This is a genomic window from Desmospora activa DSM 45169 (genome assembly GCF_003046315.1).
In the GTDB taxonomy this organism is placed as follows: domain Bacteria; phylum Bacillota; class Bacilli; order Thermoactinomycetales; family DSM-45169; genus Desmospora; species Desmospora activa.
This window is the reverse complement of sequence record NZ_PZZP01000001.1, coordinates 2724903-2739834: the sequence shown is the minus strand read 5'-3', so window position 1 is coordinate 2739834 and position 14932 is coordinate 2724903. Positions and strand designations below refer to the sequence as shown.

The 14932-nt window shown below is 49.3% G+C and carries 14 protein-coding genes; 9 read left to right on the top strand and 5 right to left on the bottom strand.

Annotation, left to right across the window (positions count from 1 at the left end):
• Positions 1-31 precede the first annotated feature (31 nt).
• The 3 genes from C8J48_RS13190 to mnmA all read right to left on the bottom strand — a co-directional run bounded on the left by C8J48_RS13190 (position 32) and on the right by mnmA (position 2778).
• Complete coding sequence (locus C8J48_RS13190) at positions 32-847, bottom strand: hypothetical protein (RefSeq protein ID WP_107727495.1); 816 nt, start codon at positions 845-847, stop codon at positions 32-34.
• A gap of 289 nt (positions 848-1136) precedes the next feature.
• Positions 1137-1499, bottom strand: a complete 363-nt coding sequence (locus C8J48_RS13185; RefSeq protein WP_107727494.1) for a hypothetical protein — start codon at positions 1497-1499, stop codon at positions 1137-1139.
• A 193-nt stretch (positions 1500-1692) separates the two neighbouring features.
• A complete protein-coding gene (gene mnmA / locus C8J48_RS13180) occupies positions 1693-2778 on the bottom strand; it encodes a tRNA 2-thiouridine(34) synthase MnmA (protein ID WP_107727493.1) in 1086 nt (361 codons plus the stop codon).
• Positions 2779-3103: 325 nt separating this feature from the next.
• Between mnmA and C8J48_RS13175 the strand changes: the two genes are divergently transcribed.
• Together C8J48_RS13175 and C8J48_RS13170 are read left to right on the top strand one after the other, a co-directional pair.
• Positions 3104-4015: a tetratricopeptide repeat protein gene (locus C8J48_RS13175; RefSeq protein ID WP_107727492.1), complete on the top strand. Its 912-nt coding sequence runs from the start codon at positions 3104-3106 to the stop codon at positions 4013-4015.
• Positions 4016-4052: 37 nt separating this feature from the next.
• Entirely contained in the window at positions 4053-4382 is a 330-nt protein-coding gene (locus C8J48_RS13170) for a hypothetical protein (protein ID WP_107727491.1), read from the top strand.
• A gap of 36 nt (positions 4383-4418) precedes the next feature.
• On the opposite strand, the gene C8J48_RS18800 is transcribed toward C8J48_RS13170, so the two are convergent.
• A complete protein-coding gene (locus C8J48_RS18800) occupies positions 4419-4574 on the bottom strand; it encodes a hypothetical protein (protein WP_170105483.1) in 156 nt (51 codons plus the stop codon).
• Between the two features lie 319 nt (positions 4575-4893).
• Between C8J48_RS18800 and C8J48_RS13165 the strand changes: the two genes are divergently transcribed.
• The 5 genes from C8J48_RS13165 (at position 4894) to ade (ending at position 11226) form a co-directional block, all read left to right on the top strand.
• Positions 4894-5988, top strand: a complete 1095-nt coding sequence (locus C8J48_RS13165) for a PQQ-dependent sugar dehydrogenase (protein WP_107727490.1) — start codon at positions 4894-4896, stop codon at positions 5986-5988.
• Positions 5989-6378: 390 nt separating this feature from the next.
• Positions 6379-7002 (top strand): DUF47 domain-containing protein, encoded by a 624-nt coding sequence (locus tag C8J48_RS13160; RefSeq protein WP_170105481.1) that lies wholly within the window; start codon positions 6379-6381, stop codon positions 7000-7002.
• Positions 6995-7987 (top strand): inorganic phosphate transporter, encoded by a 993-nt coding sequence (locus C8J48_RS13155; protein ID WP_107727488.1) that lies wholly within the window; start codon positions 6995-6997, stop codon positions 7985-7987. Before C8J48_RS13160 ends, C8J48_RS13155 begins: the two co-directional genes overlap by 8 nt.
• A 154-nt stretch (positions 7988-8141) precedes the next feature.
• Complete coding sequence (locus C8J48_RS13150; protein ID WP_107727487.1) at positions 8142-9452, top strand: NCS2 family permease; 1311 nt, start codon at positions 8142-8144, stop codon at positions 9450-9452.
• 4 nt (positions 9453-9456) lie between these two features.
• Complete coding sequence (ade, locus tag C8J48_RS13145) at positions 9457-11226, top strand: adenine deaminase (protein ID WP_107727486.1); 1770 nt, start codon at positions 9457-9459, stop codon at positions 11224-11226.
• 197 nt (positions 11227-11423) lie between these two features.
• Here ade and C8J48_RS13140 read toward each other — a convergent pair whose 3' ends face one another.
• Positions 11424-12329 (bottom strand): zinc dependent phospholipase C family protein, encoded by a 906-nt coding sequence (locus C8J48_RS13140; RefSeq protein WP_107727485.1) that lies wholly within the window; start codon positions 12327-12329, stop codon positions 11424-11426.
• A gap of 242 nt (positions 12330-12571) precedes the next feature.
• On the opposite strand from C8J48_RS13140, the gene C8J48_RS13135 reads away from it, so the two are divergent.
• Positions 12572-13396 carry an inositol monophosphatase family protein gene (locus C8J48_RS13135; protein ID WP_245891153.1) on the top strand — a complete coding sequence of 275 codons (825 nt, stop codon included), beginning with the start codon at positions 12572-12574 and terminating at the stop codon, positions 13394-13396.
• Positions 13397-13473: 77 nt separating this feature from the next.
• Entirely contained in the window at positions 13474-14886 is a 1413-nt protein-coding gene (gene pepV / locus C8J48_RS13130) for a dipeptidase PepV (RefSeq protein WP_107727483.1), read from the top strand.
• The last annotated feature ends 46 nt before the right edge of the window (positions 14887-14932 follow it).

Genomic DNA, 14932 nt, shown 5'->3' with positions numbered 1-14932 from the left:
TGAACGTTGGCTTTTATAATGGACATCGATTTTATTTATCAAGCATTTTCTTTTCGTGAAGGAGGTTGCGTAGTTCATCCATTGGAACAGTAGAAGCATACATGGTTAAGTTAGCGGGATAGGATAGTGTTTTTCCATTCATCGAATACGTTAGTTTGGGACGTAAATAAACATTACCCGTAGTATCACTGATATTAATTTTTGCCGTAAGTGTCCCTTCGGCATCAGGTTTAATGGAAAGGTTTTTGGCCGACTCAACTTTTATGTTGTCATTTTTAACAGATAGATGTTTTAAAGTAATCTCACGCTCACTAATGTTAGCGATGTCGCTACGATATTCATAATCACTACTGTAATCTCCAGTCCAGGGCTCGTATAAACTTCCCCCTGTAATCGTTAGATAGTCATTTGGGTCAGGTTTATCCACTTCAAAGGTCCACTTTCCTATTACTTCCTCATATTTATTTTTTCCAGTATCAATGACAATGGTTAGATCATTAATTTTATGGATGCCAACTTTTTTCGGTATCAATGAAAACTCCAATGTGTATTGTTCAAAGTCATCAAATTTGTTTTGAGGAACCATTTTAATATCTGTTACTTCACCGATATCGAAGTTTTCTACATTTACAGAATAACCTTCTAACTCTTTGCTAAAATCGTAAATCGGTATTTGTATTAAGAGTGATTCATCTGTATTTGCATAAAGATAACTTTCCCAGTTTCCATAAATCAATAGTCCTTTAACCTCAGAAAGATTTTGGTTTTCTTTATCACACCCTATCAATAACAATAAATTTAAGATAATCATTAAGCCGATATAAGGTTTTAATGTTCTGCTTTTCACTATGTTTTCTCTCCTTTTTAAAAAGAGGAGCATACAAGATGCCCCTCTTTAATGATTCATAATTTTTTGTAGGAGTAGCTCCAGTTAGAGAACTTTTTGGGGTAAACGTAATCATAGGTGTTGTACCAATAGTCTCTTCCATCGAGATGTTGATACTTGCGTTGTGTTACCTTCCACTTATTATATCGAGCTCGATAAATAATACGCCAAGTTTCACCCTTTGGAACAGTGACACTGTAAGAAGCAGTTTTTGAATAACTTGTTGAGATATTAAATCCCACTGCCGAACTTACTGCTGATTTAGACACCTGCTGATTTCCTGTATATGAATTAGATACGGTGACAGATTGTGAAAATGTGTTACAGTTCCTGGGCCTTTCCCTTCTGGTCCTTGTCTCCAGCTTCCATAAACATCACTCAGCTTAGATTTGGAATATATTTTCCATCCAGTCCACCAAACATCACTAGGGACATTTTCACTGGGAAGCGGTCCTGGCTCACTATTTACAATTTTTTCTTCAGGAACGAACTCAGGATCTACGATTTCTTCATAATTATCCTCTACATCATCATTTGCATAAACATTACTACTGACACCAAATACAGTAGCAAAAATCATTGTTAAAGCCAAGATGGAATGTAGTATTTTCAATATACTGTCCCCTTAAGGGAATCTTTGGAATATACTACATTCAGAATTATAATTCATTTATAATTAAATAGCAATGATATTTTTTCATACTATTATTTGCTTTTATAGAAAAAGTATCATCCAGGTGGGGATCTGATTCAACACTAACATCCCGACCGGGACACTTACCCGCTCGGGATGGTTATTTTCAATCTTAATGGATGGTGTCAATAATGCCTCCACCGAGGCAAACGTCTTTATCATAAAAAACGACAGACTGGCCGGGAGTGACGGCTCGTTGCGGTTGATTAAAGTGAACCCGCACTTTTCCGTCGGCGAGAGGTTCGACGTGAACCGGTTGATCGGTTTGCCGGTAGCGGAATTTGGCTGTGCAGTCAAAGGGTTGGGTGATCGGTTTCCGATTGACCCAGTGTACTTCGGAAGCGGTAAGGCCGTTGGAGTAAAGGGCGGGATGGTCATGGCCCTGCTCCACCAGAAGGACATTGTGCTCCAGGTCTTTGCCGACGACAAACCAAGGTTCACCACTGCCGCCGCCTCCAATGCCCAACCCTTGCCGTTGGCCCAAGGTATAATACATCAAGCCGTCGTGGCGTCCTTTCACTTCACCGGAGAGTGTTTGCATTTCACCGGGTTGGGCGGGAAGATACTGGCTGAGAAACTCTTTAAAATCCCGTTCACCGATAAAGCAGATGCCGGTGCTGTCCTTTTTGTTGGCGGTGGGTAATCCCGCTTTTTCAGCGATGGCTCGCAGCTCATTTTTTTGGAGATGCCCTACTGGAAACATCGCTTTGGAAAGCTGATCCTGTCCTAACGTATACAGAAAATAGGTCTGATCTTTATTGGGGTCAGCTCCGCGCAGGAGTTGATAGCCGTCAGTATGTTGTGCGATTTGAGCATAGTGGCCGGTCGCAATATAATCTGCGCCCAATCCTAGAGCTTTGTCCAGGAATTCGCCAAACTTAATTTCCTTATTGCACATCACATCGGGGTTGGGTGTTCGTCCTTTTTGATATTCATCCAAAAAATATTGGAACACCTTATCCCGATATTCTTTTTCAAAGTTGACGGAGTAGTAAGGGATGCCGAGATGGCTACAGACCCGCCTGACATCTTCAAAGTCTTCTGTGGCGGTACAGTTGCCCCATTCATCGGTATCATCCCAGTTTTTCATAAAGAGGCCGATCACTTCATAACCCTGTTCTTGCAGCAACAGGGCAGCCACAGAGGAGTCGACTCCCCCGGACATTCCCAATACGACACGAGGTGTGGAACCACTCATGGCGTCTCACCTCCTAAAAAATCCTTATAACGATGATTATAGTGGTTATCTTATACCCATTCTTTTGATTATAGTCGATAATCCCAGGGAAAGGGAAGGGGATGTATTCCAGCTGTTTAAACTGAGGCGGGATTAGCAACAATACGGGTCGTCGAGCAAGCGTTGTAGCGCTTCTATTTTATGTATTCATAAAGTCTTGCAGTTTAAACCTCGTTCATTTGTTATAATCGATTTAAACCTTCTTTTTTTGCTTTGTTCGTAATTATTTTAGCTGTTTTATAGGCAAGCGATTTTTTTAATTTTTGAACGGAATGGGGACAAAGAGATGAATCCAGCAGAACGAATCCCCCTTTTCGATGAATGGGGTCATCTGATTTGGACGGATCGCGATGAATTCCGCGATCATGTGATTCCGCAAAATATGGAGGCGGACTGGGATCATGCTGAAAACTTATTTGCTTTTGTCGTTCAATTATACAAGGACGGCTTTATGGAGGAAGCGGGCAGCGGTGCCGACCGCTTGCTGGAACTGAGTGAACATGCGGAAGAAGCGCTGTTGTTAAAAGCGTTGATCCTGATCAGACAGGAGAAGACGGTTGAGGCGGCAACCTTGCTACAGGAGTGTATCCAACGTTATCCGGAGCGAGGGGTTGCCTATACATATCTAGCCCGTATACAGTTGGCTCACTCCGAAAAAGAAAAAGCAATCGCTTCATTATGTGAAGGGCTAAACCGGGAACCGAACCAGGAGTCCGCCCTGCGCTCCTTGATTCGATGGTTGGATGATCGTGAGAAGCTAAAGGATTTACTCCGGGGATGGAGCCAAATGGAGGGTGCTTGGTGGCCTTGTTTGGAGTTGGGAAAAATACTGCTGGCGGAGAGTCACGTCTCGGAGGCGATGGACCAATTTAAGAAAGCGTTTGCTTTTGTTCAGACCTACCGCAACGATGAAGGACTTCCATCATGGGAGGAAGAAGTAGCAGCGATGACCATATCCGCTTGTCTGCGCAAGTTTAACCGGCATGAGGAGCTGATTGGTTTTTGTGAGCAGTACTGGTCTCCAGCCTATTTTACTCCCTTCCATGGGATGGATTATGCCCAAGTTTTGCTGGAAACCGGTCAAAAGGAACAGGCTTTTTCCGTTTTACATCAAATGCTGGAATATGTGGACGAACAGTATTTTAAAATGGTGCAGTTAAAAATCGATCAGTTTAAACAACAGACGGCTCATTCATAAATTGTTTCGTGTGACATTGAAAGTGAGGTGAAGGGAATTGACCACACCATGCTTTGCATTTCCCTTTGATGAGCGCTTAGGCGTTCGTCGACCCCGCTTGTTTGTCGCTTATGAGGAATTATCTCGTGAGTACCTCCATCGCTTTGAGCTGGGTTGCCAAGAAGTATGCTCCGATATCCCGGAACGGATTCGATTGTTTGAGCGGCGATATATGCATCTCTTTGAAGCATTGAACGGAATTGAAAGAGAAGCCGAGATGGATCGAATACTGGAGGAGATGAACGATCTTTCCAGCCGTATCGCCGATTTAAATGTGCTCTACTTGCATATCGAAGGAACCTATATCGGTGCCAATGTGCACGCTTAAGAGAAAACCCGGGATCAAGGATCGCCGGGTTTTTGCTTACGATTCTTGTTTTCTCATCTCTTTTTCTTTTGGCGGAAAGTCGGTCAGCTCGCCACTTTGTTCATAGGCGAACTGAACTTGATCGTTGACGCCTTCATCCACCTCCGCGTTTCTTTGTTGATGTTGCTTTTCATCTTCACGGGATTGTGCCATTTTGTTCACTCTCCTTCCGGGTTCTGGCATGTAGCATGAATCAACCGGTTTAAAACTATACTGTAAAAATTATAGGCGTAAAAATTTGTTGGAGAGGGTACAGGTTTTTAGTGCACTTTTCGGGGAGGGATGGATTTCCTTCTGTATGACTCTGGCCACGCAAAGCGAGCCCGGGAACCGAAGTGACCGTGGCGAGACTGGTGCTTTGAAGTGCATGGAGCGATGGCGGAAATCCACTCCCGACCGCCACAATTTAAGAAACAACTTTTGCTGATGAGTACGAGTGTGTTACCTTAGCCTGTACAAAAGGAGTGAAGCCATGAAGCGCATAGGGTTGTGGTCCTTGGTCTGTCTGCTTGCCTTGGTTGGTTGTTCCCCTAGCACAGATGGGGGAGGCAGAAGTGGTGAAGCGGAAGAAGGCGAGAAAACCCCGTCGGCTGAGGCGGATTTGGAAGTAGTGGCAGATAGCCTGGATATTCCCTGGTCGGTGGTGGAAACGGATGATTCCCTGTTGGTGAGTGAGCGGGAGGGAGCGATTGTGGAAGTGCCCAAAAACGGGCAAGATCCGGTACGAAAAGGAGTAAAGTTGCAACACGAGGTACTTCATCAGGGTGAAGGGGGATTCCTCGGGTTGGAACCGGCACCGGATTTTGAGGAGAGTCGCGCTGTATTCGCTTATCACACTTATCGTAGCGATGGGGAGATCTATAACCGGGTGGTACGGTTGGAAGAGGCGGATGACGCCTGGGAGGAATCGGATGTGTTGATTGAGAAGATCCCGGGTGCAGGTATTCACAATGGCGGTCGCATCAAAATCGGCCCAGATGAGAAACTCTATATCACGACCGGCGATGCAAACATCGAAGAGATTGCACAGGATCGGGAAAATCTCGGCGGCAAGATTTTGCGGATGGAGCTGGATGGAAGCATTCCCACGGATAATCCGATTTCCGACTCCCTTGTTTACTCATACGGCCACCGTAATCCACAGGGGTTAGCCTGGGACGAGGGAGGACAGTTGTACAGCTCGGAACACGGTCCCACCGCCCATGATGAAATCAACCGAATTGAGCCGGGCAAAAATTACGGTTGGCCGGAAATTGTCGGCGATGAGGAAAAAGAAGGAATGGAAACGCCTCTTTATCATTCGGGCACCGATACCTGGGCACCTTCAGGCTTGGCCTATGCCGCTCAAAAGTTATGGGTGGCCGGGCTTCGCGGACAACAGATGCGATCCTTCTCCCCCGATGGGGAACAGACGGAATTAAAACTGGAGGGGGAAGGGCGGCTGCGGGATATTATCCCTGCATCGGATGGTTCCTTCTATATCCTGACCAATAACACCGATGGTCGCGGTACTCCCCAAGATGCGGATGATCGCTTGCTTAATTGGCCCGGATCGAAGGGGAAGTGACAACGGGAGCAGTATGTGTGATAAAGCGGAAATCGATCGTAGTTGTAAAAAAGCTGCTGACTTTTGTCAGCAGCTTTTGGTTGAAGGCAAAGTGAGCGGGGCTGTTCTCCGTCTTCCGCCTCTTTCCTCTGGATTGGTAAAATTTTAAAGATACGCCGAATGCGGTGATCCAGGGATTATCGCTAAATACGGAAACAGGTAAATCCCTTTGAAAATAGGGATTGAAGCACTGTTTTGACGCAGGATAAGAAGGAACGGATTAATTTTGTCGAATTTACAAAGGTGGTTTGCAATTGATCAAAAAACAATTATTATAGGATAAGATTAATGAAAAAGACGTATAGATACCTTATTGGTTTTGTAAAAGCCACGGTATAGGGGGAATTGCTGTTGTTCGGTTTTCAGCGGTCAAAGGACTCGGTGTTCTACCAGACACTGGTGGAAGCGTCGGGAAACATTGTCGAAGCGATGCAGCTGTTTCGACAAAATGTGGAGACCTTAGACCATAAGGAAGAGTATGCCGAGAAACTGAAGGACTTGGAGAACAAAGGGGACGATTATACACATATCCTGCTGCGGGAGTTAAATCAAACCTTTGTGACACCGTTGGATCGGGAAGATATCCTGCAATTGGCGGTGAAGTTGGACGATGTTCTCGATGGGGTGGAAGCGTGTGCCTCTCGCTTTGTGTACTGTCATGTGGAACAAACAACCCCGTATTTGATGCAGTTCGCAGAAATTCTGGAGAAATTGGCTGAACACTTGCAAGAAGCTTTTATCGCCCTAGAAAAAAAGGATTATACCACCATCCAAAACCAAGCTGTGGAAATCAATATGCTGGAGAACCAGGCTGATCGACTGATGCGTGAATCGGTGGGTTCATTGTTTGAAAACCCGACAGATCCGATTGAGTTGATCAAGATGAAAGAGCTGTATGAACAGTTGGAAGCCGTAACGGATACTGCCGAAGACTTGGCGGACGTTTTGGAAAGCGTGGTATTGAAATATGCTTGATCCGGTCGTGCTGATCATATTTGTCGTCGTTCTTGCTCTCATCTTTGATTTTACCAATGGATGGAACGACTCAGCAAATGCAGTGGCTACGGTGATCGGCACCCGGACCTTGACCCCGATGAAGGCGGTTACGATGGCGGCGGTCCTCAATCTGGCCGGCGCTTTCTTCTCGACCGCTGTGGCAAAAATGATCGGGGAAGGGATCGTCGATCCGCATAATGTGACGATGCTGGTGATCGCCGCTACACTGATTGCCGCCACTCTCTGGAATGCGGTGATGACGCTGTTTGGATTGCCGGTAAGTGCTTCCCACGGGTTGATGGGTGCTTTGATTGGAGCGGCATTTGCCTATAAGGGCATGGCAGTGATCCAGGTGAACGGCGTGATGCTGATTTTAGGAGCGATGTTGCTTTCACCGCTGTTGGGTGGACTGGTATCGTTCCTAATGATGAAATTGATTCGTGCTTGGTTTGCCAATCAGCCTCAATCCAGGGTGAAGCGCATCTTCCGCCCCCTGCAGATTTTTTCCGCGGGCTTTATGGCTTTTAGCCATGGAACCGCCGATGCGCAAAAGGTGATGGGGGTCATTACGCTGGCGCTGGTTGCGGGTGGGTTCCAGTCTTCGGTGGAAGTGCCGTTCTGGGTCATCCTCTCCTCCGGCTTGGTGATGGCTTTGGGAACCGCTTACGGCGGATGGAAGGTGATTAAGACTTTGGGCATGCGTCTCAATCACTTAGAAACGCCCCATGGCTTTGCTGCCGAGACGGCGGCGGCGCTGCTTTTGACCACTGTAGCCCGGATCGGGGTACCGGTTAGCACCACCCACACCATTACCGGGTCCATCATTGGTGTGGGGTTGTCTGAACGGGCAAAAGGCGTCCGCTGGGGCATCGCCGGCAAGATTCTCTATGCCTGGATTTTTACGCTACCGGGCACCGCTGTGATGGCATACCTGGTTTATCAAGTGCTACAAGTGCTTGAATAACGGTTTTAAATAGAACGCCGAACTTGCGGCGTTCTGTTTTTATTTACCTATTAAAAATAGAATCCATTATCTCGACAAATATTAGCATACTCATTATCCTCAATACGAATGGGGAAAAATACAGCAAGAGGAACACGAGGAGCGATTGTAGACAATGAACACTTGGTTGGAAAGGCGTTTTAATCTAAAGCATCACGGGACTTCGTTGCGGACGGAGTTTTTGGCCGGTTTGACTACGTTTGTCACCATGGCCTATATTATCATCGTTCAGCCCAACCTGATGGGGGATGCGGGGATGCCTGCAGGGCCGGTGATGGTTTCAACACTGCTGATTTCCGCGCTCTTTTCCATCATTATGGGCTTCTATACAAACCGTCCCTTTGCCTTGGCACCAGCGATGGGGGGGAATGCCTTCTTTGCCTACACCATCGTCGCAGGTGGATTAGCGACGTGGCAGACTGCACTGGGTATGGTCTTTATTTCGGGCACGATTTTTTTCCTGTTGACGTTGTTTGGGGTGCGGGAGGCGATCGCCAACATGCTCCCCAAAAACATCAAACTGGCGATCGGGGCCGCCGTCGGCATTTTTATCGCCGGTTTGGGCTTAAAAAATGCAGGAATTGTGGTTGTGAATGAGGCTGGCAACAGTTTGACCCTGGCCAGTTTTCACAATCCTTCAGTGTTGTTGGCCGTTTTTGGTTTGGTGGTCATTTTTGGCTTGATGGCTCGTGGGGTAAAAGGAGCGGTCTTATATGGAATCGTCTTGACGACTCTGATCGGGATCCCCTTGGGATTGGCGAAGCTACCGGAGGCGCTTTTTCAGCTGCCGCCAAACCCGGCACCGATTCTGTTTCAGGTGGATTGGCTGTCCGCATTAAAGCTTTCTTTTATCCCGTTGGTATTTACCTTTTTTACGGGAGATTTTTTCTCCACGATGGGAACGGTGTTGGGCGTCGGTGGCAAAGCGGGTCTCCTGGATGAAAACGGGGATCTGCCTGATATCAAAAAGCCTTTTATGGTCGATTCCGTGGCGACCATGGTAGGGTCGATGGCGGGGTTGACGACGGTCACCACTTACATCGAATCCGCCAGCGGGGTAGAAGCTGGGGGACGGACCGGGTTGACGGCGATTTCGACGGGCTTTTTCTTCCTCATCGGACTCCTGTTAACCCCGATTTTCCTTATCATTCCCAATGAGGCGACTGCTCCGGCGCTGATCGTCATCGGATTGACAATGCTCTCTTCCCTTAAAGGGATCGATTTTGAGCGGACGGATGAATCAATGGTCGCGTTTCTGACGGTTCTCGTCACGGGCTTTACCTTCAGTATCGCCAACGGGATTGTGTTTGGAGTGCTGGCGTATGTGATCATCAAAATCGTGATGGGAAAAATCCGCGAAATCCCAGTAGGTTTGTTTATTCTCTGTATCCCGCTTATCTACTATCTGTGGCTGATTGGAGCGTGATTGGATGAAAGATGATTTAATATCTGCCGCACGGGGAGATGTTCAACTGGATGTGGCGATCCAAAATGTGAAGATGGTCAATGTGTTTACGGGAGAAGTGTACCCCGCCGCCATCGGCATTAAGCAAGACCGGATCGCCCATGTGACTGCTCCTGGCGAAACACACCTCGACGCCGCCACCACGATCGATGGTAACGGCGCCTTTGCCATTCCGGGCTGGATTGACACCCATGTGCATATTGAGAGCAGTATGTTGACGCCTGCCGCTTATGCGGAAGCGGTTCTTCCCCATGGAACGACAACGGTGGCGACGGATCCCCATGAGATCGCCAATGTGTTGGGGGAGGAAGGGGTTCGCTATATGGTGGAGGCCAGTCGTGAGCTCGATCTCAGGGTGCTAACCTTTCTGCCTTCCTGTGTTCCGTCGGCTCCCGGTCTGGAGACGGCAGGAGCCGATTTTACCCCGGCGGTGATTGCGCGTATGCTCGCCTGGGAGGAAATCGACGGCTTGGCGGAAGTGATGAATTATCCAGGGGTCATCCAGCAGGATGAACGGATGATGGGTATCTTGGCAGCGTGGAAGCAATCGGGCAAATCAGTGCAAGGCCATGCTCCCACCGTCTCCGGCCGCGATTTATCGGCGTACTTGATGGCAGGGGTAAACTCGGACCACGAAAGCCGCACAGGGGAAGAAGCGCTGGAGAAAATCCGCGCTGGTATGTTTGTGGAGATTCGCGAAAGTTCTTTCTCTCTAAATGCGGGTCCAATCGCGGCTACGATCAAGGATAAGGGATATCTGCCCAATGTCTGTCTCTGTTCCGATGATGTAAAAGCAAACCATCTGCTGGAACGGGGGCATATCAACCATGTAGCCCGCCGTCTGATTGAAGAGGGGATTGAGCCGATCGATGCAATCCGTTACGGTACCCTAAACGCCGCCCGCCGTCTCAACCGATCGGATCTGGGGGCGATTGCCGTCGGGTATCGGGCTGATATCGTCTTGGTGAACGATTTACAGTCGCTGCAAGCCACCGATGTGTGGGTAAATGGAAAAGCGGTGGTACGGGAGAGCCGCTTGACCCGTCCACAATCACGGGTAGAGGCACCGGCGTACTTTTTTGAAACGGTTCGGGTTGGAGAGCTTCAGCCGAAGGATTTTGCCATTCGGGTGGATACGGCTGCCGATACCGCCGACATCCGGGTAATAGAGTATGACTATGCCCCGGGGATTCCGACGGACTTTATGCCGGTAACACTGCCGGTACAAAACGGAGAAGTGATGCTGGAGGATTACCAGGGACGAAAAGGACCATTAAATCGGATCGGCGTCTTTCATCGCCACGGTGGCAATCAAAACCGATTCGTCGGAGTACTTGCCGGATATGGGGTTGTAGCGGGAGCTGTCGCGACGACGGTGGCTCATGATAGCCATCATTTGGCGGTTTTGGGGACAGATCCGGCGGATATGGCTCTCGCCGGAAATCTTCTGCGGGAGAAAAACGGCGGTATGATTGCCGTGCACGCTGGCGAGGTGATTGCTGAGTTACCGTTGCCCCTGGCTGGGTTGATGAGTGAGCGCTCAGCCCATGCCCTCGCTCCGGATATCGATACCTTTGTCGAACGGTTACAACAGACGATCATGCCGGGTAAAAACCCGATTCACCGCTTGATCGCCGTAACACTTCCCGTAATCCCACGGGCCAAAATCACGGACCTGGGATTGGTCGACGTGGATCGGCAGCGCTTGGTGCCGCTGGTGATCACGGCGAAATAGGTGGTTGACAAGGTGGCTGTTATCGTGATGAACGGCTTTTCAATCAGGAGGTGGAAACGGAATCACCCGCCGTGCTGCGCTGCTTCAGGCGGGCTTCCGTGTCGATCCACCGTCGGTGCTCCTCGATCCCACGGAAATCGGAACACGTAGAGCAGGCGTTCAACGCTATTTCCACTCGATCGAGAGATGGCGGTTCGTCAGACGATCGGTTCCGCAACTCGGTTTTTCAGCCCTGAATCACAGGGTTTACCGGTATCGTAGGAGAGATTGCCGATATTTTGCGATAAGGTTTCAAGAGAAAGTTTCCCTTTCCAATAAGCATCCGTCTGACATAGGAGAAGGGCGCATTCCTCCAGGGCGGACTCCCACAATGTAAAAAAACTTTCTCGATGCTTTTCATCTGACTGGGCGGGGTGTATCCACTCCGCCTCTCTTTCGTTCAGGTAGTCTGTATCGCTGTCTATGGGGCGATAGCGGAAAGGGGAGATTGAACCCAGAGTCAATACCGACTTGATGCTCCAAGGGTCGTAAAAGAGGCGCAATGCTTTTAACATGTCCCGGTAGGCTGCATTCCAAGTGTCGGGGGTGATGGCGCGGCTCTCCTTTGGAAAGTGTTTGCGAGCGGCAAAATGGAGGATCTCCACCCACTGACGCGGGAGGGTAGGTCCTACATCGATCCGGGGATAGACCGGGGTTCGCCAGGTACGGATACCTTGTAACCCTTCTGCGAGTAACGTGTCGATGATCACCTCAAGCTTTTGATGTTTATATTTACCGTCTCCGGAATGGTAAACGATATACGGATGCAAACGCCGATCCAAGATGTGATGAGTGAGGAAACCATAGACATACTCCCGTATACTGGGATGATCGACACAAGCTTCGATTAGATCGATCAGAAATGGACCACAGTGGCGTCGATGGATGGCTTCTCCCAGCTCGTTGACATGGTTTTCCCGTTTCCACGGCCAAAAATTGTGATAGAGAAGGAAGTCAGGGCCCTGACAGCCCAGTTGGAAGGGAATCGGATCAGTTGGAAGCGGAAGTTCGGCCCGTTCTAGGGCAGCACGACCGAAAAGGATGTGAGTCCAAACATTGGGCATGGGCATTCTCCTTTTCAAATTTTTGGCGACACATGATATCCAATTCGCTGTTGCGGTACTAACTCCTGTTTTGCGTACAAAAGTTGATCCTCAAAATGTGTTAAGGGATGTTTAGACAGCTATTCTTCATTGAAACTGGAAGAGCACTTCGGCTCAAAAATCCCTTCCCCAAGTTGGGGAGCATCTTCTTTCCGTGTTATAGTAAGGTGGATCAATTCGAAGCGAAAGGTGGAGGGATCGCATTGCCGGAATTGGATACAGCGATTGAAGCGGCTCGAAAAGCAGGGGAATTGATCCGTGCAAAAGCGGATGTAGCCAAACGGGTGGATATCAAATCCTCTGCCCATGATTTGGTAACGGAAGTGGATAAAAAATCGGAAGCCTTGGTAAGGGAAGTGATTCTTTCCCACCATCCCGATCATGCCATTCTCGGGGAAGAAGGGGTGGCCGCCGGGGTGGAAGCTTCCAAACGGGCGTTGGCCGAGTATCGCGAGCAGGAGTCACTCTGGGTTGTTGATCCCATCGACGGAACGACCAACTTTGTCCACGGCTTTCCATTCTTCTGTGTTTCCATCGCCTTTGCACAGCGGCAGGAAGTGACAGTGGGCGTTATTTACGATCCGATACGAGATGATCTGTTTACGGCGGAAAAAGGAAAAGGGGCCTACCTAAACGGGGAACGGATTACGGTATCGGAGGAGCGTACCCTATCGGAAAGCCTGCTGGCCACTGGTTTTCCCACCGATGCCCGCGGGGTGCGGCAGGTGAATACCGCTGCCATCTTGAAGCTGGCTCCGCAAGTGCGCAATGTGCGGGCGGCAGGTTCTGCTGCTCTACACTTAGCCTGTATTGCAGCAGGGCGCTTGACCGGATTTTGGGAACTGGAGCTAAACGCTTGGGATTTGGCGGCGGGAGCGCTCCTGATCGAGGAAGCGGGCGGCCAAGTGACAGATACCGTCGGTCGTCCTTACGATCTTGGGGTTCGTCACATCCTGGCTACCAACGGCCATGTTCATCACGATGTGTTGCGCTTATTGGAAGAGGTGGGTTCCACCGGGTTTGAATAAAGTGGGATGGGATAGTGAAATTCTCGGATCGCTCGGTGATGGAGTAGTTAACGGTATGTAAAAAGGAGGAAACGCGTTTGCATATCAACTGGCAGCAGGAAATGGAGAAGCGACGAGAGGATCTGCTCCGTGATCTGACGCAATTGTGCGCGATTGAAAGTGTGTTGGATGAGACAACGGTTCGGCCAGGGGCTCCCTTTGGTGAGAAGATTGCGGAAGCGTTGCAATATATGTTGGAGCGAGGGGAAGACGCCGGATTTAAAACCAAAAATGTGGATGGTTATGCGGGCCATATTGAGCATGGGCAAGGGGAGGAAATGATCGGTGTATTGGCCCACTTGGATGTGGTTCCTACTGGCGATGGCTGGACGAGCCCCCCTTTTTCCCCGGAAATTCGGGAAGGAAAGTTTTATGCCCGCGGTGCCCAGGATGATAAAGGGCCGGCGATGGCCGCTTTTTTCGCCTTAAAACTGGTGAAGGAGTTGGAATTGCCCTTATCCAAACGGGTGCGTCTGATTTTGGGAACGGATGAAGAGGCGCAATGGCGGGATATGAATTACTACTTTGAGCGGGAAGCGATGCCGGAGATGGGCTTCACCCCCGATGCGGATTTTCCCCTGATTACGGCGGAAAAGGGATTGGTCGATCTTACGCTGGCAGGAGATGCTCCCACAGTGGAAAGTTCCGGCGATGATTGGGTTTTATCCCGGTTTGAGGCGGGCCAACGCCCCAACATGGTCCCTGATGCTGCCGGTGCCCGCTTAAGTGGAGATGGCGATGTGTTTGCGATAAAGGAGCAGTATCAGGATTATTTGCTGAAGCGTGGCATTCGTGGGTATGCGGAAGAAGCGGACGATTATCTCACCCTGGTGATGGAAGGAGAAGCCCACCACGGCTCCGAGCCGGATGGAGGCATCAATGCCGCCTATCATCTGGCGGAGTTCCTCGGCACGATTACGTTGGACGAAGCAGGCGGAAAATATATCGCATTTATACGTGATACCTTGGTAGACAGCTTTTTCGGGGAAAAGCTGGGAATCGCCCAATCCGACGAAATCGTAGGCGCTCTCACAGTTAACGGTGGCGTATTTCGTTATGAGGCAGGCGCAGGACAACATGCGGAACTCAATATTCGCTATCCCATCACCGGCGACGAAAAGGCGATTCGTCAACGGGTTGAGCAACGGGTGGCTCCTTATGGGTTAGCTGTGACGGCAGTGGATCACAAAGCGCCCAATTATGTGGAGCCCAAACATCCGTTGGTGACGACACTGCTGCGGGTTTATCAAGAGCAGACCGGTCAAGCGGCCCAACCGCTAGCAATCGGTGGCGCTACATACGCCCGCGCCTTAAAGACAGGGGTTTGCTTTGGCCCTCTCTTCCCTGGGCATGAGGAGCGGGCTCATCAAAAAGATGAATATATCGATGTTGACGATCTTATGCGCGCAGCGGCCATTTATGCGCAAGCGATCTATGAATTGGCGAAATAAATATGGAAAACCGGTGCCGTAATCGGCGCCGGTTTTCTCTTTACAG

Excerpts from the sequence above, each read along its gene's own strand:
- mnmA (WP_107727493.1), bottom strand. The coding sequence starts at position 2,778 with ATGAGTGGTTCCACACCTCGTGTCGTATTGGGAATGTCCGGGGGAGTC.
- C8J48_RS13175 (WP_107727492.1), top strand. The coding sequence starts at position 3,104 with ATGAATCCAGCAGAACGAATCCCCCTTTTCGATGAATGGGGTCATCTG.
- C8J48_RS18800 (WP_170105483.1), bottom strand. The coding sequence starts at position 4,574 with ATGGCACAATCCCGTGAAGATGAAAAGCAACATCAACAAAGAAACGCG.
- C8J48_RS13165 (WP_107727490.1), top strand. The coding sequence starts at position 4,894 with ATGAAGCGCATAGGGTTGTGGTCCTTGGTCTGTCTGCTTGCCTTGGTT.
- C8J48_RS13155 (WP_107727488.1), top strand. The coding sequence starts at position 6,995 with ATGCTTGATCCGGTCGTGCTGATCATATTTGTCGTCGTTCTTGCTCTC.
- C8J48_RS13150 (WP_107727487.1), top strand. The coding sequence starts at position 8,142 with ATGAACACTTGGTTGGAAAGGCGTTTTAATCTAAAGCATCACGGGACT.
- ade (WP_107727486.1), top strand. The coding sequence starts at position 9,457 with ATGAAAGATGATTTAATATCTGCCGCACGGGGAGATGTTCAACTGGAT.
- C8J48_RS13140 (WP_107727485.1), bottom strand. The coding sequence starts at position 12,329 with ATGCCCAATGTTTGGACTCACATCCTTTTCGGTCGTGCTGCCCTAGAA.